Origin of the sequence: Marinospirillum minutulum DSM 6287, assembly GCF_000422325.1 — a bacterium.
Classification (GTDB): Bacteria; Pseudomonadota; Gammaproteobacteria; order Pseudomonadales; family Halomonadaceae; genus Marinospirillum; species Marinospirillum minutulum.
On sequence record NZ_KE383818.1, the window covers coordinates 466,219 to 489,583 of the forward strand.

A 23,365-nucleotide genomic window follows, 5' to 3' on the forward strand; every position below is an offset into this window, starting at 1 on the left:
CACTAACTTAATGGCCGCCAAAAAGCTGTTCATCTATTAAGTCGCATAAACAGTGGATGACTAGCAGGTGAACTTCTTGGATGCGTGCCGTTACGGTTGAAGGTACTCTAATTTCACAGTCCTCTGGCCCTAGCAGGGCTGCCATATTGCCGCCATCTTTTCCTGTTAAAGCAACCACACGCATATCCCGTTCATGAGCTGCTTGTATGGCTTGAATAACATTGGCTGAGTTACCACTGGTGGAAATAGCCAATAAAATATCACCGGGCTGACCTAAGGCTCTAATTTGCTTAGAGAAAATTTCATTGTAGCTATAGTCATTAGCAATGGATGTAATGGTGGATGTATCCGTACTTAAAGCCATGGCAGGCAGACTAGGTCTTTCACGTTCAAAACGGTTCAGCATTTCTGATGAAAAGTGTTGTGCGTCCCCTGCAGATCCACCGTTACCACAGCTAAGTACCTTGCCATCGTTTAAAATGGCTTCAACCATCATGCGGCTGCCATGTTCAATTAGCTCAGGTAAAACTTGGCTAGCTTGTACTTTGGTATCTATGCTGGCATGGAAGTGCTGCAGGATTCGATTATTAAAACTCATATTAACTCCCAGTTAATTTTTTGCTGACAGCTATTCAGAAAGCATTTTTAATCCAGTTTTCACAGATTAGCTGTTGGTTAGTATCTAAAGTCATAGCGACTACATCAAAGCGACAAGCGGGTTGATTTTGCCAGCGGCTAAGGTAGAAATTAGCTGCTCTTTGTAACTTTTGCTGTTTGGCTGGGGTAACGCTTGCTAGTGCGCCACCAAAAAGTTGGTTTTTTCTAAACCTAACCTCTACAAAAACTAATGTTTCTTGGTCTTTGAATATAAGGTCTAGCTCGCCGGTTTTACAGCTAAAGTTACGTTCAATTAGTACTAAACCCTGCTGCTGCAACATAGCTGCAGCGGCATCTTCTGCTTTTTGCCCAATTATTTGTTTTGCAGTTAAGTTTGTAGGTTTAGCAGGCATGTTTGCTAGTCCGCGGTTAGTTGATCTACTAGCTGTTCTTTATTTTCAAAAGCATTAGCTGCAAGGGGTTCAACACGACCTCTATTAAATTGTGCCCATTCTAATTCACGTATTATGCGGCGATTAGTATGACTTAAGCGCCCTGTTGCTCCTTCTATACGGCTTTCTGGTAGAGCATCAAATAAAGGCATACGTTGTGCTAATAAATAGGCATCGGCACCCATAGCATAAAGGCGACCATAACGGCTTATGTTCTCTGGCCAGGTTGATCTGATGGCGTTTTCTAAGGGGTTATCGGTTTGTAAATACCAGGGTATATCGCAAAAGGCTATACCATTCATGTCTTTGTCTTGGTTAGGGTTGCTGTTACCTGAATAGATAGATGAAGTTGCTAGTACGGGTAAGTTAGCTGCCCTTAAAAAACTTAATGCTGGTTTAATTTGTCTGGCAGTAGCGGGCGTTGCATGTATAAAAAGAAAGTCACTGTCTTCTCTAGGGCGGGGTGCAAAGTGAGGGCGTTGACCTAGCAGCCGAGTTAAGCGTTGGTGCCTTTGTTGGCTTAGTTGTACTTCGAGTAATTCACGTAAAGATTTATCTAGGGTTAAAGACTCGCCATATTGGCGGGAGTGGGTTACTTCACCCCCTAGTTTTTCCCAAGCAACAATAAAGCTTTCTTTGACTCGAGTTCCCCAACTGTTTTCAGGGGTGAGTATTAAGGCTCGTCTGAAGCCGCTTTGCCAAGCTTTTAAAGCTACCTGTACTGCTTCGTTTTCTGCTGAAAGCCCAAACTGATAAAGGCTTGTATTGCGGAAATTGATGTTGTTGCCATAGTTTAACGCTAGGGTTGGTAGGGGTAGCCTGCTACGATTTTCTATAAGGCCAACATTGGCTTTTGCCAGAGGCCCTATAACAACTTCTACACCTGCCGCTATTGCTTGAGTGTAGAGTTCATCTAAGGAAGCGCCTTGGGTATTAAAAAAGGTGATTTTGGGTGCAGGGTAGCCCTGTTTTAGTGCATCTAATTGCCGAGCAATTAATGCATCTCTTAGTACACTGGCTGGGTCAGCTAGTGGGCCAGTTTCAGGTAGAAAAACACCTAGATGTACTATTTGTTTTTCACTTAGCTTAACAAGTAATTGCATTTCTTCTGGCATAAAGGCTTGGGCAGGGTGGCGAGGCCAAGTGTTATGCCATTGATCTAGCCTTGCGACAAAAAGTTCAGGGTGGTCAACCACTGTTCTTCTAACCAAAGCTAAGTCTATCCAGCCTTGCAAAAGGGTTTGGCTTTGTTTTTGTAAGCTAAGCAGGGTTTCACTATTTATTTGCTGCATATTCAACCACAAAGCTTGGTAAGCAGCTTTTTGTTGCTGCTTGTTTAATGCAGCTCTGGCTTGGTTGTGACGATTTTCTAACGCATTGCTATAAAAGCCAGTTAATAAAAAAGCATCGGCACGGTAACCAAAGAGTTGGTATTGTTGCTGACGACTAAGGCTGGGTAGCGCTTGGCTAAAGTATTCAATTAAACGTAAAGCTTGCCAGCCGTTATCTAAGGCTAAGCTATTCGTTGCGGCTAGTTCAAGTGCCTGCCAATGGTACTTATTGGGTAGCAAGCCTAGTTGCAGTGTTTGTATTAGGTCGAGACTTTCCTGATGCCTTTGCTGCTGTGTTAAGATGTTTGCAGCATCTAATCTAACAAGCTGTGACTCAACCTCTGGGTTGGGGTGGGTTGTTCGCTGGCTTGTTACCTCTTGCTTAGGTGGTGCTTCAGTTACTTTTCCTGAGCAACCTGCAAGTGCCAAGAGCAGCAGACACACTAAGCCTAAGCGATAGAAGCCAAGCTGCAGAAAATAAGGCTTATTATAGGCTGATAACTTTAATATCACTCTGGTTGATCCTTTCATGACCCGTAAAACTCCAGTAATTGAGTCGGCTAACCTACAGGCTGATTGTTTACCTTCAAATAATGCTGCTGAGCATAGCAAAAAAATAGCTAGTTTGTATGTTGTTGCAACGCCAATTGGTAATCTTGACGACATCACTGCAAGGGCGTTGCTTATTCTACAACAGGTAGATTTAATTGCAGCAGAAGATACACGCCACAGTCGCCGTTTATTAGACCATTATCAAATTAAGAATCGACTCGTTTCTTTACACGATCACAATGAAGACTCACGAGCGCAACAAATTATTGACTTGTTGGCTAAAGGGCAATCGGTAGCACTTATTTCTGATGCGGGTACGCCATTAATATCCGACCCTGGCTACTCATTAGTTGCTAAGGTGCGTGAAGCGGGCTTTGCTGTTTTGCCTATTCCTGGTGTGAGTGCCTTAATTGCTGCTTTAAGTGTTGCTGGCTTGCCAACCGACCGTTTCTTTTTTGCAGGTTTTTTACCTGCTAAAGCGCAAGCACGAACTAAGGCTTTAGAAAATTTAATTCAGCAGCAAGGAACATTGATTTTTTATGAATCGCCGCATCGTTTGCTAGCAACACTAGAAACTATGATTGCAGTGCTAGGTGGCGAACGGCAAGCTTGTGTTGCCAGAGAAATTACTAAGCATTTTGAAACCTATTTAACTGCTAGTTTATCGGAGCTGTTAGCGCAGGTGACTGCCGACCCTAATCAACAAAAAGGCGAATTTGTTCTACTTGTTGAAGGGTTTAGTGGGCAAACACCTGATGCTGCTTGGAAAGAAGCTTGTCGTTGGTTAGAAGAATTAAAAGATGTTATGCCGCCCTCTAAAGCTAGTGCTTTAGTGGCGCGTATGACAGGAACAAAAAAGAAAGATTTATATCAATGGATGCTAGACAGAGGATTTGCTAGCAAAGCTTGAGTGCTAGGTCGTTTGTCTATATCCTTTTGCAGCGGAAGTCGGCTGGACAGTCGCCGCCACTGGTTACAGTGGGGGAGGAAAGTCCGGGCTCCACAGGGCAAGGTGCCAGGTAATGCCTGGGAGGCGCAAGCCTACGGAAAGTGCCGCAGAGAAGATACCGCCGATGGTTGCTTTCCTCGGAAAGCTTCACAGGTAAGGGTGAAAAGGTGCGGTAAGAGCGCACCGCACGGGTGGTAACACACCGTGGCAGGGTAAACCCCACTTGGAGCAAGACCAAATAGGAATCCATTAGGCGTGGCCCGCGCTGGATTCGGGTAGGTTGCTTGAGCCTTGGAGCGATCCAAGGCCTAGAGGAATGACTGTTCACGACAGAACCCGGCTTACAGGCCGGCTTCCGCCCTTAATTATGTATTTTTGCCTGTCTTTGAGTTCATTATGCCCACAAATATGCCAACGGCTGTACCTGATGTACATTTAACCGTACTTTTAGAGGAAGCCGTTGCTGCCTTAGTTACTGATCCTGCTGGCCAGTATGTTGATGGCACCTTTGGTCGGGGTGGTCATAGCCGTCATTTGTTAGAAGCATTAACACCCGAAGGCCGTTTATTGGGTATAGATAAAGACCCGCGTGCGCTAGAAACCGCAGCCCAACTTGCCCAAGAAGACAAGCGTTTTACGGTTTGTCATGGTTCTTTTATTCAGTTGGCAGAGTTTTTAGAAGAAAAAGGTTGGGCAGGTGTAAATGGCATTCTTTTAGACTTGGGCGTTTCTTCGCCCCAGTTAGACGATGCTAGCCGTGGTTTTAGCTTTATGAACGATGGCCCGCTAGATATGCGTATGGATACAAGTCGCGGCATAAGTGCAGCTGAATGGTTAGCTAAAGCAACTGAGGTTGAAATTAGTGATGTGCTTTACCATCTAGGTGAAGAACGCCATTCACGCCGTATGGCACGTGCTTTAGTGAAAGCCCGCCAAGAAGAACCCATTACCCGCACTAGCCAGCTAGCTGAAATTATTAAAGTGGCTAACCCTAGCTGGGAAAAACACAAGCACCCTGCTACCCGTGCCTTTCAAGCCATACGCATTCACATTAATCGTGAACTAGATGACTTAAAAGACTTGTTAGATCAGGCCATGGATTTGTTGCTGCCTGGTGGACGCTTGGTAGTTATTAGCTTCCATTCTTTAGAAGACCGTATCGTTAAGCGCTTTATGCGTGATGCAGCCCGTGGCGATGCGCATATTCCGCACAATATGCCTTTTCGTCAAGATGAGCTTAATATAACTTTAAAGTTGGTCGGTAAAGCGGTTAAACCTTCTGCTGAAGAAATTGCACGTAACCCTCGTTCACGTAGCGCTGTTATGCGTGTAGCCGAAAAACTTAATAACAAAAATTAAGTGAGGCAAGATGCTTTTTTCGACACTCAATAACTACTACCAATTAATAAAACAAGCCAAACCTTTAATTCAGCGTTACTGGTTTTTATTGGTGTTAGTTTTATGTTTGCTGGTGAGTGCGCATCTGCTTATACAAGTTACTCATCAATCAAGAAACCAACATGTGCGCTTACAAACCTTGGAGGGCGAAAGGGATGCTTTACAAGTTGAGTGGGGGCGATTGTTACTAGAAGAAAGTGCTTTGGTTTCCCCTGTGCGCCTAGAGCAATTAGCGCGTCAAAAGCTTGGCTTGCACCTTCCTGAAGGCAGTGATTTAAAGATTAAGCGAGTGACTCAACCATGAGTTCATCGGCTGCTTCTGCTTGGCGCTTGCGTTTAGTTGCCATTATTCTTATCCCGCTTTTGCTCCTATTAGTGGGGCGTATGATTCATCTGCATTTGTTGGATAGAGAGTTTCTTAAGCAGCAGGGTGATGTGCGTACCTTGCGTGTGGAACCTATTTCAGCGCATCGTGGCATGATTACTGACCGTCATGGCGAACCGCTTGCTATTAGCTCACCTGTAGCTACCTTGTGGGCTGATCCAAGTAAATTACCGCAAGATGGTGTGTTACTTAACGCCCTAGCTAGGGCGTTAAATGAAACGCCCCAAGACTTTTTTGCTCGTCTTAACCGCTATGCTGATCGAGAATTTGTTTATTTAAAACGCCAAGTAACCCCTGATATTGCCGAAGCCGTTAGGTCGTTAAAAATTCCGGGTGTTTATATTCTTGATGAATATAAGCGCTACTACCCTGCTGGCGAAGTAGCGGCTCATTTGGTTGGCTTTACTAATGTCGATGAACAGGGGCAGGAAGGCTTAGAACTTTCTTGGGATCATTGGCTTAAAGCAACACCCGGCAAAAAACGTGTTTTAAAGGATTTAAAAGGCCGTACTGTTCGCAATTTAGCTGTTCTACAAGCGCCTCATCCAGGCCAAACCTTAACGCTAAGTCTTGATATGCGCTTACAGTATTTAGCTTACCGTGAATTAAAAGCGGTTGTAGATCAGCATCAAGCAGTATCGGGTAGCATTATTTTACTCGATGCGCGCAGTGGCGAAGTGTTAGCTATGGTGAACCAGCCAGCTTTTAACCCTAATAACCGCAGTTATCTCGACCTTTCTCGTTTACGCAACCGTGCTTTGGTTGACTTGTTTGAACCCGGTTCGGTTATTAAGCCTTTAAGTGTGGCTGTGGCACTACAGTCAGGGATGTTTAAGTCTGATCAGTTAATTGATACTTCACCTGGGCGGCTTTATTTAGCTGGGCAAACCATTCGTGATTTTAAAAACTATGGTGATTTAACACCTGAGGGCATTATTGTTCACTCTAGTAACGTGGGTATTGCCCGCATGATTTTAGACTTACCTGAAACCATGTTGGTTGATTATTACAGTGAACTGGGATTTGGACGGCCTACAGGCACGGGTTTTCCAGGTGAGGCTTCCGGTGTTTTACCGGGCGGCTTTGGTATCAGTAAAATAAAGCGAGCCACTTTATCTTATGGCTATGGTTTGTCCATGACCTTAGGGCAGCTAGCGCAAGCCTATATGGTGCTGGCAGATAAAGGGCGCTTGCATCCTCTATCCTTGCTGAAGGTCAATGAACCAGTTACCTATCAGGTGTTTGATCCTCAAGTAGTGGCTGAAGTGTTAGAGATGATGGAAAAAGTTGTGCAGCCAGGCGGTACAGGAACGCGAGCGGCAATTAAAGGTTATCGGATTGCTGGAAAAACAGGCACAGTGCACAAGCTGGGTAGTGAAGGTTATGAGTCAGGTGACTACCTAGCTACTTTTGCTGGAATTGCACCAGTGAGTGACCCCCGTTTAGTGGCAGTTGTAATTATTGATAGTCCGCGAGGGCAGGAATACTTTGGTGGTGAGGTTGCAGCACCGGTATTTAGTCGAGTGGTGGGGCATGCATTAAGAATACTTGATGTGCCACCTGATGATCCGCAGCAGGTAGGGCAAGAGGTAAGCCAGTGAGTCTTTTAAAATTAGCTAAGCCAAAACAACTAACCGATTGGTGTGTTTTATGGCCAGAATTAGCGGCACTTTTGACTAACCACCCTCTAGCAACGACTCCTTTCTCTCGCCTAGTACACGATAGTCGCTTGGTTGAAGCAGGGGATGTGTTTTTTGCTTTAACCGGTACTCAACAACAAGGCTTGGCTTTTGTGGAGCAAGCTTGGCAAAAGGGTGCTTTGTTGGCAGTAACCGAAGGTGAGCTGGCTTTAGAAGCAAAGTCTACAGGCTGGTTACTTAAGCTACCTTTTTTGGCTGAACGTTTAGGTCAACTGCTTGCTTTAACTACCCAAGCACCGCTAGAAACAATTAAAACTCAGGCAGTGACAGGTACTAATGGTAAATCATCAGTAGCGCATTATTTGTGTCAAGTTTGGCAATTATTAGGTAAACGCTGTGCCTTGGTGGGCACACTAGGTACGGGTGAGTTAAATAACCTAGAAACAGCGACTCACACCACCCCTGATTTATTTACACTGCATCAGCTTTATGCTGATTGGGCAGCAGAGGGTATTCAGCAAGTGGCTTTAGAGGCTTCTTCTCATGCTTTAGATCAAGGGCGCTTGGCTGGTTTAATGATGACTAGTGGTATCTTCACTAATTTAAGTCGAGATCACCTAGACTATCACGGCAGCTTAGCTGCTTACGCCAGTGCTAAGCAGCAATTATTTTTACGTCCAGAATTACAGACCGCCATATTAAACCTAGACGATGCCATAGGTGCACAATGGTTAGCTAAGCTGCAAGCAGATGCTAAACCACCTAAGCAGGTGATTGGTTATAGTCTTAAACCACCTCAGGCCACTCCCAGTAGTTTAATCTCACTTAATGTGCTTCAAGCCAGTTATTCCCTTGCTGGTATTAATGCAAAGCTAGTTTATAAACAACAAACTTGGTCTTTGCACCTGCCTTTGTTGGGTGCTTTTAATTTGGCTAACGCTTTGGCTGTTATGGCTGCTTTACTCGCTGAAGGCGTTGCTATGCCAACCTTGTTGAAGGCTATGCAGCAATTAAAACCTGTGCCGGGACGAATGCAGCCACTCAGTCTTGCTACTTCTATAAATCAAGCTTTGCCACAATTGGTAGTAGATTATGCGCACACACCCGATGCTTTAGAGCAAGCACTCTTAGCCCTTAGAAAGCATTGTGAAGGCAAGCTTTGGTGTGTATTTGGTTGTGGTGGTAATCGTGATGCAGGCAAGCGGGCTTTAATGGGTGAAGTTGCCCAGCGTTTGGCAGATCAGGTGGTTATCACTGATGACAACCCTCGAAATGAAGACCCTGCAAGTATTCGCCAAGCCATTCTAATGGGTGCTGGCAGTACAGCTATAGAAGTAGCAGGTCGTCAAGAAGCAATTCAACAGGTAGTTAAACAAGCTGCTGCCAAAGATTGGGTCTTAATTGCAGGTAAGGGGCACGAAACTTGGCAAGAAATTGCTGGTGTGCGTATACATTTTAACGATGTTGAAGAGGCATTGGCTGCCTTGGAGTTAAGGGCTGAAACTAGCAGCCAAACGACTGAATGCTTGGATTTGCTGTCATGATACACCCCCTATCCCTTAAAGACTTAGCGACTTGTGTTGCAGGTGAGTTGAAAGGGTCGGCTAGCCGAGAGATTAGCAGCTTAGCAATTGATGCACGCCAAGTAGAAAGCGGTACTTTATTTGCCGCCCTAGTGGGGGAGCGAGTTGATGGGCATGATTTTTTAGACCAAGCCCAAGAAAATAAAGCCAGTGCAGCCTTGGTTGAATCTTGGCAAGCAAGTGGTTTGGCACAGATAAAAGTAAACTCAGTTATAGCTGCCATGGCTGCCTTGGCTAGTTATAATCGCCAAAACTTCACTGCGCCACTGGTTGCCGTGACAGGCAATAGCGGGAAAACAAGCGTTAAAGAAATTTTAGCAGCAATCTTAAATGCCCATTTGGGTGAGGTTTTAGCAACTCAAGGTAATTTGAATAATGAGTTGGGTGTACCTTTAACACTTACCCGCCTAAAGTCAGTACATAAGGCAGCAGTTGTTGAACTAGGCGCAAATCACTTAGGTGAAATAAATAAACTAGCCAGTATTGCCCAGCCAGATATAGGTATTATTACTAATGTCACAGGAGCCCACTTGGGTGAATTTGGCAGTAGGCAGGCAATTGCTCAGGCTAAAGCAGAAATAATCACTCACATTAAGCCTGAAGGTTATTTAATACTCAATGCTGATGATGCGTTTTATAGCTTTTGGCTGGAGCAAGCAAAAACTAAAGTGATTAGCTTTGGTTTTAAACAGGCCGATGTTTGTGCCACCCAAATAACTTTTAATAAACTGGGTGATTCCGAGTTTTGTGTGGTAACGCCTTGGGGCAAACAAAAAATTAGTTTGCAGTTACCGGGTAAGCACAATATTGCTAACGCACTTGCCGCTATAGCCGCAGCTGGCCAGTTAGGTGTGCCTTTAGCTTTGCAGGCCAAGGTGCTACAAAAAATTCAGCCAGTAAGTGGGCGTTTGGCAAGAGTAAAAGCTTGGGCCGATGCTCTATTGCTGGATGATAGTTACAATGCTAGTCCAGATGCGGTTAAGTCAGCTATCGACCTATTAGCAACACTTCCGGGTAAAAAGCTATTGGCGTTAGGTAGCTTGGCTGAGTTAGGTGATGCAACTAATGCTATTCACTCAGAGTTGGGTCGTTATGCTCGCTCGCAGGGTCTCGATGGTTTGTTTGCCCTAGAAGGTAAAGCAAGTTTAGCAGCCAAATCTTTTGGTGAGGGTGGTAAAATAGCAGCTAGTCATCAAGCCTTAGCTGAATTAATCAAACCAGAGCTAAATGCTGACACCTGTTTGCTGGTAAAAGGGTCGCGTAGCTCAGGTATGGATAAACTGGTTGCTTTACTTAGCAAAAAAGATACAAGTTAAAATACTATTTTCAAATTTTTCAGTTAAGGTTGTTTAACCTTAAAACTTTTAACCACTAAGATGAAATAACAAATGCTGCTCTGGCTCACCCAATACCTAGCACAGTTTAGTGCAATTTTTGAAGTGTTTAACTACCTTACCCTGCGTAGTATTTTGGGTGTTCTAACCTCCTTAGCCTTCTCCCTCTTATTTGGTCCTTGGATGATTCGTCGCTTAACTGAGCGGCAAATAGGTCAGGCTGTTCGTAGTGATGGGCCTGAGTCTCACTTTTCTAAAGCGGGTACACCTACGATGGGGGGAGCGCTTATATTGCTTTCTATTGCCCTAAGTACCTTGCTTTGGTCAGATTTAAGTAATCGTTTTGTGTGGTTAGTGCTTCTTGTTACGCTAAGCTTTGGCGCTATCGGCTGGGTAGATGATTGGCGTAAGGTAGTGGAAAAAAATCCGCGTGGTTTACCTGCTAGGTGGAAATATTTTTGGCAATCGGTGGTGGGCTTTATTGCAGCCTATGTATTATTTCAAACCGCTGCTGTGCCTGCAGAAACTCAGTTAATCTTCCCTTTCTTTAAAGGTGTTGCACTAGAGCTGGGCGTGTTTTTTATTTTGCTAACCTACTTGGTTATTGTTGGGTCAAGCAATGCCGTTAACCTAACCGATGGACTCGATGGCTTAGCTATTTTGCCAACAGTGATGGTGGCAGGTGCCTTGGGTATTTTTGCCTATGCCAGTGGTAATGTTAAATTTGCAAATTATTTATTAATTCCTTTTATACCTGGGTCGGGTGAGCTGGTTGTTTTTTGTACGGCAATTATTGGTGCTGGGTTAGGCTTTTTATGGTTTAACACCTATCCTGCCCAAGTATTTATGGGTGACGTGGGCTCTTTAGCCCTAGGTGCTGCGTTAGGTGTTGTGGCAGTTATAGTGCGCCAAGAAATTGTCTTATTTATTATGGGTGGGGTATTTGTGTTAGAAACCCTCTCAGTGATTATTCAAGTTGCATCTTTTAAAATGACGGGTAAACGGGTGTTTCGTATGGCACCTATCCACCACCATTTTGAATTGAAAGGTTGGCCAGAACCACGCGTAATTGTACGTTTTTGGATAATTACTGTGGTGCTGGTGTTAATCGGTTTATCCACTTTAAAACTACGTTAAATGGACTTATAGAACAATGAATTCTGCTTACCAAAACAAGGACGATTACCTAATTATTGGCTTGGGTAAGACAGGGCTTTCCGTTGCTAGGTATTTAACTGCAAGGGGTAAGCCTTTCTCTATTGCTGATACACGCCTTAACCCACCAGGTTTAGAAGCTTTTCGACAAGACTGGCCAGAGGTTTCTATTTGGCTAGGCCCTTTAGATATTGAGCTGACTTCATCGGTCAGCTGTTTGGTCGTAAGTCCAGGTATTAGCATTGCAGACCCAGCCATAGAAGCTGCTCAAAAGCTAGGTGTTGGTGTGGTGGGTGATGTAGAACTGTTTTGTCGTGAAGTAGAGCAACCAATTATTGCTATTACTGGTTCTAATGCTAAAAGTACGGTAACTAGCCTAGTGGGTGAAATGGCAGCTATAGCAGGCTTGCAGGTAGGGGTTGGAGGTAATATAGGCTTGCCCGTACTCGACCTTCTCGCTCAGGGTAAGCAAGACCTTTATGTGCTTGAGCTTTCTTCGTTTCAATTAGAAACCACCCAATCACTTAACGCCCTAGGTGCTGCATTGCTGAATATCAGTGAAGATCACCTAGACCGTTACACTGGGTTAGATGACTATGTTTTTGCTAAACAACGTATTTTTCACCGCTGTTCAACCGCTATTTTTAACCGAGATGATCCACTAACCCTGCCTATTCATGGTTTAAATGCAGCGAGACTCAGTTTTGGTTTGGCAGCCCCTAGTCAAACGAATGAACTAGGGCTGGTGATGCATAATAATGAGCGTTGGCTAATGAAGGGAGAAACGTCTTTAATGCCAGCGAGTGAGGTTTCTCTAGTGGGCGAGCATGGCCTAGCCAATGCCTTGGCTGCTTTTGCTTTAGGTTTTGCTGCAAAGCTACCTCTTGCAGCCATGCGCTCAGCCGTTACGCATTTTAAAGCCTTACCTCACCGGTGTGAACTTATTGCAGAGCGTAAAGGCGTTACCTTTTATAATGATTCAAAAGCAACCAATGTAGGTGCTATGTTAGCCGCAGTTAAGGGGTTAGCTAAACCAGAAGCACCTACTTGGGTAATTTTAGGTGGTGAAGGTAAAGGGCAGGACTTCTCTCCTTTAAAAACAGCCTTAGCTAAGAATATAGCTGGTGTAGCTTTAATTGGTAGAGATGCAGCAATTATTGCAGAACACCTACCAGAGGCATTGCTTCAAAAGAATTTTTCTCATTTGCAACAAGCAGTTGCTTGGCTAGCAGAAGAAGCAAAAATGGGTGAGCAGGTTCTCTTATCACCTGCCTGTGCGAGTTTTGATCAATTTAATAGTTTTGAACAGCGTGGTGAGGTATTTGCGCAGTGCGTATTCGACCTACCCAGCTAAAAAACTATTTACCTACCTTTTCTCTTCTTAAGAGGCAGAGCTACTTGCTACATCAAAGCTCTACTCATTTATTTGATGGCTGGCTAGTATTTAGTAGCCTCGCACTTTTAACACTTGGCTGGTTAATGGTTAGCTCTGCTTCAGTGGCTGTTGCAGAGTTCTGGACAGGTAATCCACAACACTTTGCTATCCGCCAAGGTGTTTTTGCTGTTTTAGCCTTATTTGCTGTTTTTGTTGTAAGCCAAATTTCTATGGCATTTAGCCAAAAAAATGGCCACTGGTTTTTATTACTAGCTTTTATACTGCTTGGTTTGGTATTGCTTATTGGACGTGAAGTTAACGGTAGCACCCGCTGGATTAACTTGGGGTTATTTAATTTACAAACCTCTGAAATAGCTAAAATTTGTTTAGCTATTTATATGGCTGGTTACTTAATGCGCCACCTCCGGCATGTGCGAGAAACGCTTACTGGTTTTGTTAAACCCTTGGCTCTAATGTTTGCCTATGGTGGTTTGCTTATTTTTCAACCCGATTTTGGCAGCCTAGTTGTTGTTATGGCGGCTGTAATGGGCATGGTGTTTTTGGCTGGTGTGCAGTTTAAGCACTTTTTTTTAGTTCTACTTATTGCCTTGGCTGGCTTGGCATTCCTTGCCATATTAGAGCCTTATCGGGTGCAACGTTTAACAACCTTTACAGACCCTTGGTCCCATCAGTTTAACTCAGGTTACCAGTTAACTCAGGCGCTTATTGCTTTTGGGCGAGGTCACTGGGTTGGCTTGGGTTTGGGTAACAGTGTTCAAAAACTTTTTTATTTACCTGAAGCGCATACTGACTTTATTTTTTCAATTATTGCTGAAGAGTTAGGCCTCATAGGTGGATTGTTCACCTTGGGGCTTTTTGTTTTATTTATTAGCCGTATCTTTCTTATAGCCCGTAAGTGTGAGCTGCTAGGTCAGTTTTTTTCAGCCTACCTTTGTTATGGGTTAGGTATTATTTTTGCTACACAAATACTGGTTAATTTGGGCGTTAATATGGGGGTTCTACCTACTAAGGGTTTAACCTTGCCCTTTATTAGTTATGGTGGTAGTAGCCTTATTTCTAGTGGAATTATGTTGGGTTTAATTTTTAGAGCTGATTATGAACGTCGTAAATTATTAGCTCAGGAGCAGGGCAATGAGTGAGTCTAAAGTTAAACCTACTTTGTTAATGGCAGGAGGGACAGGTGGCCATATTTTTCCTGCTTTGGCTGTAGCCAAACTATTAGAAGAAAAAGGCGAAAAAGTCGTTTGGCTGGGAAGTAAGAACAGTATGGAAGCTCAGCAAGTACCCGAGGCAGGGATTCCTTTTTTCGAGTTGGGTATTTCCGGTTTGCGCGGTAAAGGAGTTAAAACCTTAGTTTTAGCTCCTTTTAAGCTGGTGGCAAGTCTGTGGCAGGCAATCAAAATCTTGCGGCAGGTTAAACCGTCTCGTGTGATAGGTTTTGGTGGTTTTGCCAGTGGTCCAGGTGGCTTAGCTGCATGGTTATTAGGTATTCCTTTGTATGTGCATGAACAAAATGCATTGCCAGGAATGACTAACAAAAGCCTAGCCTTTTTAGCACAAAAGGTTTTTACCGCTTTTCCACAAGCTTTTGTTGGCAACAAAAAAGTTAGTTGTGTGGGTAACCCCGTACGTGCAAACCTTTTGAATTTACCACCTCCTGCACAGCGCTACGCTGAACGCAAAGGCCCTTTGCGCATTTTAGTTGTGGGTGGCAGCTTAGGTGCTCAAATACTCAATACAAGGCTTCCAGAGGCACTGAGTTTGCTTGCCAAAAATCAACTGCCTTTGGTGAAACACCAAACGGGTAAAAACCACCAAGAAACCACCCAAGCACTTTATGATAGCTACCCTGAAGTAGCTAAGCAGGTGGAGGTTACTCCTTTTATAGACGATATGGCTGCTGCTTTTAGTTGGGCAGATTTGGTTATTTGCCGTGCGGGAGCTTTAACTGTTGCTGAGTTGGCTGTTGTGGGCGTTGCTTCGGTTTTAGTGCCCTTTCCCTTTGCAGTCGATGACCATCAAACGCATAATGCCCAGTTTTTGGCTAATAAAAATGCAGCCTTACTTTTACCCCAACCAGAATTTACTGCTAAGGCCTTAGCAGAACTACTAACTAACCAACTAGCTGACCGTGATTGCTTAGCAAGCATGGCAGAAAAAGCCTTTCAACTTGCCTCTAGAAATGCTGGTCAGCAAATGCTTAATACAATTTTGAAGGATACCCAATGAAAGAACTTGCCTACCAAGTACCTACGATGCGCCGTATTCGGCATATTCATTTTGTTGGAATAGGTGGTTCTGGCATGTGTGGTATTGCCGAAGTGCTACTAACGCAAGGTTATAAAATTAGTGGATCAGACTTAAAAACAGGTCCAGTTGTAGAGCGCTTAGCAGAACTAGGAACTAAAATTTGCATAGGTCACCTTGCTGAACATATTGAGGGTGCCGATGTTGTGGTTGTATCTAGTGCTATTAATGAAAGCAACCCAGAAGTAAAGGCTGCTTTAGATGCACGTATTCCGGTCGTGCGTCGTGCAGAAATGCTGGCTGAGTTAATGCGTTTTCGTCATGGTATAGCGGTTGCGGGTACGCATGGTAAAACCACAACAACAAGTTTAATTGCTTCTATACTGGCTGAAGCGGGTCAAGACCCTACCTTTGTTATAGGTGGCAGACTAACTCAGGCAGGCACCAATGCTCGCTTGGGTGAATCACGCTACCTAGTAGCTGAAGCAGATGAGTCGGATGCGTCTTTTCTTCACCTGCAACCGGTTGTTTCTATAGTAACTAATATTGATGCTGACCATATGTCTACCTATGGCGGTGATTTTGAAAAGCTAAAACAAACTTTTTTAGAGTTTATACACAACCTGCCCTTTTATGGTTTAGCAGTGATGTGTACTGACGATGAGATAGTGACGGAAATAATGCCAAAAATTAGCCGCCCTATTATTACTTATGGCTTTAATGAGGCAGCAGATTACCGTGCTATCGATTTTAAGCAGGTGGGCCGTGAAATTAGCTTTACTGTTGTGCGTCCTGGGGAGTTACCCCCTTTGGCTATCAGCTTAAAAATACCCGGTCGGCACAATGTACTTAATGCTTTGGCAGCCATAGTGGTTGCAACGGATGAAGGGGTAGATGATCAAGCCATTATTGATGGTTTGGCAGGTTTTCAAGGGGTGGGCCGTCGTTTTCAATTAATGGGTAATTTCCCTGTAGGTGAGGGTGAAATTATGCTGGTAGATGATTATGGCCACCACCCTCGTGAAGTAGAAGCGGTTATTAAAGCAGTGCGTGAAGGTTGGCCAGAGCGTCGTTTGGTGATGGTGTATCAACCCCACCGTTTTTCACGTACACGTGACCTCTACGAAGATTTTGTTAAAGTGTTATCAAGTGTAGATACGCTCGTTCTTTTAGATGTTTTTGCAGCCGGAGAGCCAGCTATTCCGGGTGCGGATGGTCGAAGTTTAAGTGGCTCGATACGTCAGCGAGGTAAGCTAGATCCTATCTTTGTAGACAACAATGATGAGCTAGAAAACCTCTTAGCCAGTGTGTTGCGCCCGGGTGATTTATTGTTAACGCAAGGTGCGGGTGATGTGGGTGGTATAGCGCAACGTCTTACAGCAAGCAAGCTTGAATTTGTAATAGCTAACAAGGGTTAGAGGTGTTCATGAGCCTAAATAAAAAAGAGATACAAGCTTTTGGGCGTGTAGCTGTATTAATGGGTGGTTGTTCTGCCGAGCGTGAAGTGTCTTTGCGTAGTGGTAATGCAGTATTAGATTCTTTATTAAGGTCAGGCGTGAATGCTTTTGGCTTAGATTTAGGCGAACAAGCAGTTGCCCAATTAATAGCAGAAAAAATTGACCGAGCTTTTATTGCGCTGCATGGGCGGGGTGGAGAAGACGGTAGCATTCAAGGTGCATTAGAGTGGTTACGTATTCCTTATACTGGCAGTGATGTTCTGGCTTCCGCTTTAGGCATGGATAAGTTCAAATGCAAACAGGTGTGGCAAGGGCTTGGCTTACCTACACCCCCATCGAGTCTGCTTGAGCCGACAAGTAATCCTGATGAGTTAATTGCTAAACTAGGCTTGCCCTTAATGATTAAGCCTGCCCATGAAGGTTCAAGCATAGGGATGAGTAAAGTCACTTCAGCCGAACAGTTGTCAGCCGCCTATAAAGAAGCTAGCCGTTATGATACGCGCATTCTGGCTGAACGTTTTGTTAGTGGTCCTGAGTTCACGGTAAGTATTGTCGATGGTCAGGCTTTACCAGTCATAGGTTTAAAAACCAGTCATGACTTTTATGATTTTAATGCAAAATATAAAGCCACTGATACCCAGTACCTGCTGCCCTGTGGCTTAACAGTTGAGGAAGAGCAGGCAATACAGCAGCTAGCCTTAGAGGCTTACCATGCTGTTGGCTGTGAAAGTTGGGGTAGAGTCGACATTATGGTTGATGAAAATAAACAACCTTGGTTGCTTGAGGTGAATACTAGTCCTGGAATGACCGACCATAGTCTAGTGCCTCAGGCTGCTGCCTATGCAGGTATAACCTTCGATCAGCTGGTGTTAAACATTCTGGCAACGGCTAATCTAAAGGTATTCCGTGGCTAGGCTAGCATTTTGGGTTAAAGTTCTAGCTCCCTTAGGGCTACTGCTTTTACTGGTTGGTTTGTGGTTAAACTGGACTTTGGCAAGACCTGTTGGGCAGGTAGCTATTTATGGTGAAGTTCAATACACCGATTTAGAAAAGTTACAAAGCCGTTCGTTACCCTGGCTGGATGATGCCTTTTGGCGAGTAGACCTAAAAGGACTAAAAGCCAGTTTAGAGCAAGACCCTTGGTTGCGTGAGGTGCTAGTTCGTAGAGTTTGGCCAGATCAAATACGTTTAGAATTAATAGAAAGAGTGCCTTGGGCGCATTGGAATGAAAGTCACCTTATTGACGAACAAGGAAAGGGGTTTAACCCAGGCTTTGTTTATAGCAAGGAATTAGGGCGGCATATCTATTCAAAAAAGGATACACTTGCAGAAGCCGTGAAGTTTTGGCAAGATCTCGACGTTTTGTTACAAAAATCAGATTTAAAGCTTACAGAGCTTCGTCATGAACAGCGTGGAGCTTGGCAGTTAGAGTTAAACGCTAGTATTCGTGTACTCGTTGGTCGTGATAATATAACAAGTAGAATTAATCGTTTTTTATGGGCTTGGCAACATTGGTTAGCTTCTGAGGCTAGCAACCTTGCCAGCGTTGATTTGCGTTACCCTAATGGCCTGTCTGTAGCTTGGCAAAAAAGCTCGTTAATACATTTAAAGGAGTAGGACCTTATCATGGCTCTGCAGTCACATCGCGGTAACCTAGTTGTTGGCCTAGATATTGGTACATCCAAGGTGGTTGCCATTGTTGGTCAGCGCACTCCTGAAGGCAAGCTAGAGATTATAGGTCTAGGTTCTCACCCTTCTCGTGGCCTAAAAAAAGGCGTGGTCATCAATATTGACTCTACCGTCCAGTCGATTCGCCGTGCCGTAGAAGAAGCCGAGTTAATGGCTGGCTGCGAAATACATTCAGTTTATGTTGGTATTGCCGGTAGTCATGTACATAGCATGAACTCAGATGGCGTTGTATCTATACGTGATAGAGAAGTCGGTGAGGCAGATTTAGAAAGGGTTATGGATGCAGCCAGAGCTGTACCCGTTCCAGCAGATCAAAAAATTATTCATATTTTACCCCAAGAGTATGCTATCGATAATCAAGAAGGCATACGTGAACCTATGGGAATGTCAGGTGTGCGCTTAGAAGCCAAAGTGCACCTAGTTACCTGTGCAGTTAATGCTGTGCAAAATATTGAAAAGTGTGTTCGCCTGTGTGGTTTAGAAATAGAAGACATTATTTTAGAGCAGTTGGCTTCAAGCTATGCTGTGCTAACGGAAGATGAAAAAGAGCTAGGTGTTTGTATTGTTGATATAGGTGGTGGTACCACAGATATCGCTATTTTTGCTGAAGGTGCGATACGCCATACGGCAGTTATTCCTATTGCCGGTGATCAGGTAACAAATGATATTGCCATGGCATTAAGAACACCGACTGTTCATGCTGAAAGCATTAAAATAAAATATGCCTGTGCTTTAACTCAACTAGCTGGCCCAGATGAAATGCTGAAAGTACCCAGCGTAGGGGATAGAGAACCACGTGATTTGTCTCGTCAAGCTTTAGCTGAGGTAGTAGAGCCTCGTTATGATGAGCTATTTACTTTAATTCAGGCAGAATTACGACGCAGTGGTTTTGAAGAGCTTATTCCTGCTGGCATAGTGCTGACAGGTGGCACTTCTAAAATGGAGGGCGCAGTTGAACTTGCAGAAGAAATTTTCCATGCGCCTGTTCGCCTAGCAAGCCCACAATTTGTTGTTGGATTAGACGATGTTGTTAATAATCCAATTCACGCAACGGGGGTAGGTTTGTTACACTATGCCTTATTGCGTAATGAAACAGAGGGTTTGCCTGAAGTGAGTTACCGTAACGACACACTAAAGCAAGATTCGAGCACTGAAGGCTTAACTGAAAAATTAAAACGTTGGTTTCAACGCCAGTTTTAATTAAATAGTGCATTATTATGATGTATGGCTTTGCTTTAAAGGTTTATTTTTGCTAGACCGCTTTCATTTTAGCGCATGTATTTGTTAGTCTAGCAAAACTAAGTATAAATATAGATTTATTACAGGCAGCTTCTGTGACCTTAACTGGACACAGAGTTGGGTTTGGGAGAAGAATAAATGGCTTTTGAATTGGCGGACAGCTCACCTTCAGCATCTCCGGTTATTAAGGTAATTGGTGTCGGTGGTGGAGGTGGTAATGCGGTTAACCACATGGTTTCTGCAAAAATTGAAGGCGTAGAGTTTATTTGTGCAAATACAGATGCTCAGGCGCTTAAAAATGTTGCCGCCAAGACAGTGCTGCAGTTAGGTGGCGAAATTACTAAAGGCTTGGGTGCAGGTGCTAATCCTGAAATTGGTCGCCAAGCAGCCTTGGAAGATCGCAAACTAATAGAAGAAGTTTTGCAAGGCACTGACATGCTATTTATTACAGCTGGCATGGGTGGTGGCACGGGTACTGGTGCTGCACCAGTTGTTGCAGAAATCGCTAAAGAATTAGGCATTTTGTCGGTTGCAGTTGTTACCAAGCCTTTCCCTTTTGAACAAAGAAAAAGGATGATGATTGCTGAAGAAGGTATAGCTAACCTAGTACAGCATGTTGATTCTTTAATTACGATTCCAAACGAGCGGCTTTTAGCCGTTATGGGCAAAACAACAAGTTTGTTAGATGCCTTTGCTGCTGCTAATGATGTGCTCTTAGGTGCTGTTCAAGGTATCGCAGAGCTGATTACCAACCCTGGTGTTATCAACCTTGACTTTGCTGATGTGCGTACAGTTATGTCAGAAATGGGCATGGCAATGATGGGTGCAGGTTCTGCTAAAGGTGATCAACGAGCGCGTGAAGCTGCAGAGCAAGCGGTTTTCTCGCCGCTTCTTGAAGATGTGGATCTGAAAGGTGCACGTGGCATTCTGGTTAACGTTATTGGTAATGCCAATATGGGTCTACATGAATTCCAAGAAGTCATGGACACAGTTACCTCTTTTGCTTCAGAGGATGCTACCGTTATTGTTGGTACGTCGCTTGATAACAGTTTAGAAGAAGAACTACGTGTCACTATTGTGGCAACTGGTTTAGAGCCTTCTAAAAAATATGAAACAGCACCTCAGGCCGCAGAAAAAAAAGTAGCACAAAAACCTGTTAGGCCAGCTAGACCAGCATTAAAAGAAGTGAGTGGTGCCGAAACGCAAGCTATGGATGCTCGTCAACAGGGTTCAAGAGTGAATCCGAAAAGTGACTCAGATATGAGTTATTTAGATATACCCGCATTTTTAAGAAAACAAGCTGACTAGGTAATCATGCATAGTTAATACTTGTTTTTTGTAAGATAAAAAATTGCTAAGATTGGTCAATTAAAGCTTAATGACACGGTGTTTAGTGTTAAGTATTTTTACAAAGCAATAAGTCCTGTAGGGCAGAGATAAAGGCAATGATTAAACAGTGCACTTTAAGAAATACCATTAGAGCAACCGGTGTTGGTCTTCACTCAGGTGAAAAAGTTTACCTAACACTACGTCCAGCACCTGTTGATACAGGTATTGTTTTTCGTCGAGTAGATTTAGACCCTGTTGCTGAAATACGTGCCTGTGCTAAAAATGTTCATGAAACTACCTTATCGACTACCCTAAATGAAGGGGATGCTAAGGTAAGTACTGTAGAGCATTTGCTATCTGCTTTAGCTGGCTTAGGTATAGACAACCTTTATGTTGAAGTCAGTGCGCCAGAAGTTCCTATTATGGATGGTAGCGCTGGGCCTTTTGTTTTCTTGATTCAGTCAGCAGGTATTCAAGAGCAAGAAGCAGCTAAGCAATTTATTCGTATTAAGAAAAAAATTGAAGTAACAGAAGACGATAAAACAGCAAGCTTTGAACCCTATGATGGCTTTAGAGTTGGCTTTAGTATAGATTTTGATCACCCAGTATTTCGCGATCAAAAGCAAAAGGCAGTCATTGATTTCTCAACAACCTCCTTTGTGCGTGAAGTTAGTCGTGCACGTACCTTTGGTTTTATGCGTGACATAGAATATTTGCGTTCACGCAACCTAGCCTTAGGTGGCAGTATGGAAAACGCTATCGTGGTAGATGACTACCGTATTCTAAACGAAGACGGTCTGCGCTATGAAGATGAGTTTGTTAAGCACAAAGTGCTTGATGCCATTGGCGATCTTTATTTGTTAGGTAAAAGCTTAATTGGTGAGTTTAAAGGCCATAAATCAGGTCATGGTCTAAACAACAAACTTTTACGCGAGCTTCTTGATAACCCTGATGCTTATGAAGTTGTAACCTTTGAAGGTGAAAAAGAACGCGCACCTATCTCTTATACTTCAGCGATAGAAATGGCCTAGTTGCTAGTAGTTAAAACAAAAAAATCGACGTTTAGTCGATTTTTTTTGGTCTGAATTTAAGCTAGTGTTTAAAATTATTTGTTACTAAGCCGGATTAAAACTGCTTTAAGGCGAGGGTTATCAATTTCATCGGCTAAAAGCCTAAGTTGTTTTTGGTTGGCCGGTGGAATGTTTAGTTTTTTAAATACTTTTTTTGCTTTGGGTGGGTCAGGTCTAACCTTGATGTCAATGCATTTTAACTCAGGTATTTTTTGTTGTAGCTGATAAAGTAGTTTTGCTTCATAAAAACGCATGTGAGTTAGGTTGCTAGCACTGCCTGTAATAAGCACTAACCTATGGTCTTGATAGTTGCCTACCCTGAAGTTTTCACAAATTTCCTTGGGTAAGTAAGTATGCACCAGTGTTTCAATTTGTTTCAGGTAGGCTGCCTTGTTTAAAACCTGTCCTAAAATTGAAGCATCTTTGTTAATTAGGGCACTTAATGATTTTGTTCTTCCGGCTCTTGGCTTTATACTCACTACAGCCTCCACTAAGCTAATAGATGTTAGAGCTTAATCAATATTGATAAAAACACCAAGTGGCGCGAATGGGAAACAACCAATGAATTTGATTTTTTGCAGTAGTAAGCACAGTTCGAGTCGGTCAGTTCATCTATCATCAGGATTGATAGCCTTAATATTTGCCGTGGTTTTCTTTATTCCTGCTGCGCTAGGTGGCTCGTTAGTTTATTGGTGGGTCGACTTTAGTGAAAGGCAAATGAAGGATCAAGCTAGTAAAATGTGGCAGCAAGAGTTAGACGAACAGCGTGCTGAAGTTGAATTGGTTAAGCGTAAGTCACTTGAAAAAATTGATGCCCTAACACCTAAGGTTGGTGAGTTGCAGGCAAGACTAATGCGGCTTGATGCCTTGGGTAAGCGCCTAACTTCTGTAGCTAATTTAAGTGATGAGTTTGATTTCGACCAGCCGCCACCTATGGGTGGTCCTGAATATGTCTATGAAGAAGGCTCGGTTTATACTGATTCAGAGTTAATGGAAGCCCTAGATTCATTAACAAATAAAATTGAGCAGCGCCAACAGCAGCTAGAGCTTATTCACTCGTTATTAACTAAACGCAGTTTTGCAGATCAGGTCTATATAGCTGGGCGGCCAATACAACGTGGCTGGATGTCGTCAACCTTTGGGCGTCGTAGTGACCCTTTTACAGGTCGTACTTCTTGGCATGGTGGTATTGATTTTGCCGGTAAAGAAAATTCAGCCGTTTTGGCCACAGGTGCAGGTGTGGTAGTGCATTCTGCAGCGCGGAGTGGTTTTGGTAATCTGGTTGAAATTGATCATGGTGATGGTTATTTAACTCGCTACGCCCATCTAAATGACTTTGTAGTGAGTAAAGGCGATATAGTGCAGCGTGGTGATACAGTCGGCTTAATGGGCTGTACAGGTCGTTGTACTGGTCCTCATGTGCATTACGAAGTGCTACGCAATGGTCGAGCGGTCGACCCAATACGTTATGTATCACGATCTGCACCTTAAGTTAAAAATTAAAATAATGACCCGCTAAGGCGGGTTTTGTTGTTTTTATAGAGCCAAGAAATTATGCTACT

21 protein-coding genes and 1 other RNA gene are annotated in these 23,365 nt (G+C 43.6%); 18 read left to right on the forward strand and 4 right to left on the reverse strand.

The features are described from left to right. Positions 1-7: 7 nt before the first annotated feature. From H571_RS0111825 to H571_RS15600, 3 genes are read right to left on the reverse strand one after another with little or no spacing between them, the layout of a single operon-like run. Complete coding sequence (locus H571_RS0111825; RefSeq protein ID WP_027849490.1) at positions 8-598, reverse strand: phosphoheptose isomerase; 591 nt, start codon at positions 596-598, stop codon at positions 8-10. Positions 599-632: 34 nt separating this feature from the next. After that, positions 633-1,010 carry a YraN family protein gene (locus tag H571_RS0111830; protein ID WP_027849491.1) on the reverse strand — a complete coding sequence of 126 codons (378 nt, stop codon included), beginning with the start codon at positions 1,008-1,010 and terminating at the stop codon, positions 633-635. A 5-nt stretch (positions 1,011-1,015) separates the two neighbouring features. Further along, positions 1,016-2,911 carry a penicillin-binding protein activator gene (locus H571_RS15600; protein WP_051168312.1) on the reverse strand — a complete coding sequence of 632 codons (1,896 nt, stop codon included), beginning with the start codon at positions 2,909-2,911 and terminating at the stop codon, positions 1,016-1,018. On the opposite strand from H571_RS15600, the gene rsmI reads away from it, so the two are divergent. The 17 genes from rsmI (at position 2,910) to lpxC (ending at position 21,764) form a co-directional block, all read left to right on the forward strand. Further along, a complete protein-coding gene (gene rsmI, locus H571_RS0111840) occupies positions 2,910-3,842 on the forward strand; it encodes a 16S rRNA (cytidine(1402)-2'-O)-methyltransferase (RefSeq protein ID WP_084482826.1) in 933 nt (310 codons plus the stop codon). The two genes, H571_RS15600 and rsmI, sit on opposite strands and share 2 nt — an antisense overlap. Positions 3,843-3,876: 34 nt before the next feature. Then, an RNA gene (gene rnpB, locus H571_RS15660) (RNase P RNA component class A) lies at positions 3,877-4,241 on the forward strand. Positions 4,242-4,277: 36 nt separating this feature from the next. After that, on the forward strand, positions 4,278-5,240 hold the full coding sequence (rsmH, locus tag H571_RS0111845; RefSeq protein ID WP_245562349.1) for a 16S rRNA (cytosine(1402)-N(4))-methyltransferase RsmH: 963 nt from the start codon (positions 4,278-4,280) through the stop codon (positions 5,238-5,240). A gap of 10 nt (positions 5,241-5,250) precedes the next feature. Continuing rightward, a complete protein-coding gene (ftsL, locus tag H571_RS0111850; RefSeq protein ID WP_084482828.1) occupies positions 5,251-5,583 on the forward strand; it encodes a cell division protein FtsL in 333 nt (110 codons plus the stop codon). Continuing rightward, entirely contained in the window at positions 5,580-7,265 is a 1,686-nt protein-coding gene (locus H571_RS0111855; protein ID WP_027849495.1) for a peptidoglycan D,D-transpeptidase FtsI family protein, read from the forward strand. Before ftsL ends, H571_RS0111855 begins: the two co-directional genes overlap by 4 nt. Next, positions 7,262-8,848 (forward strand): UDP-N-acetylmuramoyl-L-alanyl-D-glutamate--2,6-diaminopimelate ligase, encoded by a 1,587-nt coding sequence (locus tag H571_RS15085; RefSeq protein WP_051168313.1) that lies wholly within the window; start codon positions 7,262-7,264, stop codon positions 8,846-8,848. The genes H571_RS0111855 and H571_RS15085 overlap by 4 nt, the downstream gene beginning before the upstream one ends. Then, positions 8,845-10,203, forward strand: a complete 1,359-nt coding sequence (locus tag H571_RS0111865; protein ID WP_036218179.1) for a UDP-N-acetylmuramoyl-tripeptide--D-alanyl-D-alanine ligase — start codon at positions 8,845-8,847, stop codon at positions 10,201-10,203. Before H571_RS15085 ends, H571_RS0111865 begins: the two co-directional genes overlap by 4 nt. Before the next feature lie 72 nt (positions 10,204-10,275). Beyond that, positions 10,276-11,358, forward strand: coding sequence for a phospho-N-acetylmuramoyl-pentapeptide-transferase (gene mraY / locus H571_RS0111870; protein ID WP_027849497.1), 1,083 nt, complete (start codon positions 10,276-10,278; stop codon positions 11,356-11,358). Between the two features lie 16 nt (positions 11,359-11,374). Further along, positions 11,375-12,730 carry a UDP-N-acetylmuramoyl-L-alanine--D-glutamate ligase gene (gene murD, locus H571_RS0111875; RefSeq protein ID WP_027849498.1) on the forward strand — a complete coding sequence of 452 codons (1,356 nt, stop codon included), beginning with the start codon at positions 11,375-11,377 and terminating at the stop codon, positions 12,728-12,730. Positions 12,731-12,774: 44 nt separating this feature from the next. Then, entirely contained in the window at positions 12,775-13,911 is a 1,137-nt protein-coding gene (ftsW, locus tag H571_RS0111880; RefSeq protein ID WP_027849499.1) for a putative lipid II flippase FtsW, read from the forward strand. Next, a complete protein-coding gene (gene murG, locus H571_RS0111885; RefSeq protein WP_027849500.1) occupies positions 13,904-15,001 on the forward strand; it encodes an undecaprenyldiphospho-muramoylpentapeptide beta-N-acetylglucosaminyltransferase in 1,098 nt (365 codons plus the stop codon). The genes ftsW and murG overlap by 8 nt, the downstream gene beginning before the upstream one ends. Beyond that, positions 14,998-16,437 (forward strand): UDP-N-acetylmuramate--L-alanine ligase, encoded by a 1,440-nt coding sequence (murC, locus tag H571_RS0111890; RefSeq protein ID WP_027849501.1) that lies wholly within the window; start codon positions 14,998-15,000, stop codon positions 16,435-16,437. Before murG ends, murC begins: the two co-directional genes overlap by 4 nt. A gap of 8 nt (positions 16,438-16,445) precedes the next feature. Next, the gene (locus tag H571_RS0111895) at positions 16,446-17,390 is read left to right on the forward strand and encodes a D-alanine--D-alanine ligase (protein WP_027849502.1); all 945 of its coding nucleotides are present in this window, start codon (positions 16,446-16,448) and stop codon (positions 17,388-17,390) included. Further along, positions 17,383-18,093 carry a cell division protein FtsQ/DivIB gene (locus H571_RS0111900; protein ID WP_027849503.1) on the forward strand — a complete coding sequence of 237 codons (711 nt, stop codon included), beginning with the start codon at positions 17,383-17,385 and terminating at the stop codon, positions 18,091-18,093. Before H571_RS0111895 ends, H571_RS0111900 begins: the two co-directional genes overlap by 8 nt. A 9-nt stretch (positions 18,094-18,102) precedes the next feature. Next, the gene (gene ftsA, locus H571_RS0111905) at positions 18,103-19,365 is read left to right on the forward strand and encodes a cell division protein FtsA (RefSeq protein ID WP_036218182.1); all 1,263 of its coding nucleotides are present in this window, start codon (positions 18,103-18,105) and stop codon (positions 19,363-19,365) included. Between the two features lie 177 nt (positions 19,366-19,542). Further along, positions 19,543-20,712 (forward strand): cell division protein FtsZ, encoded by a 1,170-nt coding sequence (ftsZ, locus tag H571_RS0111910; protein WP_027849505.1) that lies wholly within the window; start codon positions 19,543-19,545, stop codon positions 20,710-20,712. Between the two features lie 137 nt (positions 20,713-20,849). Next, the gene (lpxC, locus tag H571_RS0111915) at positions 20,850-21,764 is read left to right on the forward strand and encodes a UDP-3-O-acyl-N-acetylglucosamine deacetylase (protein ID WP_027849506.1); all 915 of its coding nucleotides are present in this window, start codon (positions 20,850-20,852) and stop codon (positions 21,762-21,764) included. A gap of 74 nt (positions 21,765-21,838) precedes the next feature. Here lpxC and H571_RS0111920 read toward each other — a convergent pair whose 3' ends face one another. Beyond that, on the reverse strand, positions 21,839-22,282 hold the full coding sequence (locus H571_RS0111920; RefSeq protein WP_027849507.1) for a DciA family protein: 444 nt from the start codon (positions 22,280-22,282) through the stop codon (positions 21,839-21,841). 82 nt (positions 22,283-22,364) lie between these two features. Between H571_RS0111920 and H571_RS0111925 the strand changes: the two genes are divergently transcribed. Further along, positions 22,365-23,294, forward strand: coding sequence for a M23 family metallopeptidase (locus tag H571_RS0111925; RefSeq protein WP_027849508.1), 930 nt, complete (start codon positions 22,365-22,367; stop codon positions 23,292-23,294). The last annotated feature ends 71 nt before the right edge of the window (positions 23,295-23,365 follow it).